Below are 1,594 nucleotides of genomic sequence, written 5' to 3'. Positions count from 1 at the left end.
GCTTCAATAACCGGTGCCGCACCCGCTGGCGCGTCATCATGGCTGTCGATCAACTGGCCAAGACGCTCCATCGGCGCGCGCCACTCGAAGGCGTCGAGCCGGCCGGTGATCGGCGATACCGGAGCCCAGCGTTCCGATACCACGCCGTCTGCGACCCAGGCCGGATCGCGCGGCGCCCGCAGCGCCCTGGACAGCAGCTGCCGAACTTTGCCCTGATCGCCGGTCTCGGCCTCCTCGATGTCGGCGAGCAGCAGATAGGCGCCCTCGCGACGGTCCATCCGGATCGCCGCCTCGGCCTCGCGGCGGGCGGTCGCGAAATCCTGCGCGTCGAGCGCGGCGCGCGCCACCGTCATCGACGATTCGGCGTGGTTCTTCTTCATCTCCTGCAGCTTCTTCGCCCGGTTGAGGCGGTCGAGCACCGCGTCGCCCGGCCTTGCATGGGTATAGAGCTCGGCGATCTCCGGATGCGGCTCGGCCTTCCACGCCGCCTCGAGTATCTTCGAGCCCTTGCGCACATCGTTCTGCTTGAACAGTGCGGCCGCGGCGGCCACGGCGGCAGGCGCGAAATCGGGCCTGAGCTTGTTCGCTTCGATCGCCGCCGTCCTGGCGGCGGCGGGATCGCTGTCGGCAAGCGCCTGCGCCTTGGCGGTCAGCAGCACGGCGCGGCGGCGGTTGGCGGCATCGCGTTCGATCTGCCGTGTCGCTTTCTGCGCGTCGACGAGTTTCAGGGCGCCGTCCCAGTCGCCGCGCGCGGTCAGCTCTTCCAGCGTCGATTCCGCCGCCCAGGCCAGCTGCGGCGCCACAGCGGCGGCGCGGCCGGCATAATGCCTGGCGGCGTTGCGGTCGCCGAGCCGTTCGGCTTCCAGATAAAGCCCGCGCAAACCCAGCAGCCGCATTTCGGGATCCTCGAGCATGCTCTCGAATTTCTGCCGCGCGCCTTCATGATCGCCTTCGAGGAGCGACGCCTGCGCTTCGAGCAGGTGGATCAGCGGCTCCTGGTCGGAACGGATCAGCTTGGCGGCTTCCTTGGTCTTCTTGCGGGCCAGCGCGCCATCACCGGCGCCGGCGGCAATCATGCCGGTCGACAGCGCCTGATAGCCACGATCGCGGCGGCGGACACGGAAATAGCGCGAGATGGTGTAGGGGCTGTTCCACAGCGACTTGAGCAGCCACCACAGGATCATCACCGCAGCGACCACGGCAACGACAGCCACCGCCGCCACCATCAGGCTGACCTGGTATTGATAGCCGTTGAAAGTGACGACCATGTCGCCCGGCCGGTCGGCCAGCCAGGCAAAGCCCAGCCCGAGCGCGAAAACGACGATGAGGAAGGCGAGCAGGCGGATCATTGTGTTGCCCTCATGCCTTCATCGCGCCCGAGATCAGCGCATCGACCTGGGTCTCGACCTCGATGCGCGCCTTCAGCTTACCGGCAAAGTCGGCGCCCGCGGCCTTGGCGGCCTCGGGCAGCGTTTCATACTCGCTGAGTGCCTTGGCGTAGTCGCCCTGGTTGACCGCCGCCTCCATGCGCGCGACGGTTTCCGGTGCGCCGGCGCCTTCGACGGCGCCGATCGGCCTGACCTTGACCAGCGAT

General features: G+C 68.1%; 1 protein-coding gene and 1 pseudogene. Both read right to left on the bottom strand.

The features are described 5' to 3' along the window. Window positions 1–1,349 (bottom strand): heme biosynthesis protein HemY (locus EN884_RS35390; RefSeq protein WP_164895402.1); only part of this gene is annotated, 1,349 nt, incomplete at its 3' end. A gap of 10 nt (window positions 1,350–1,359) precedes the next feature. Continuing rightward, a pseudogene (locus tag EN884_RS35385) lies at window positions 1,360–1,594 on the bottom strand (phage tail protein); the annotation flags it as partial.

The sequence above is a fragment of the Mesorhizobium sp. M7A.F.Ca.AU.001.01.1.1 genome (assembly GCF_004022735.1).
Taxonomy (GTDB): domain Bacteria; phylum Pseudomonadota; class Alphaproteobacteria; order Rhizobiales; family Rhizobiaceae; genus Mesorhizobium; species Mesorhizobium ciceri.
This window is presented reverse-complemented; position numbering and strand designations above follow the sequence as displayed.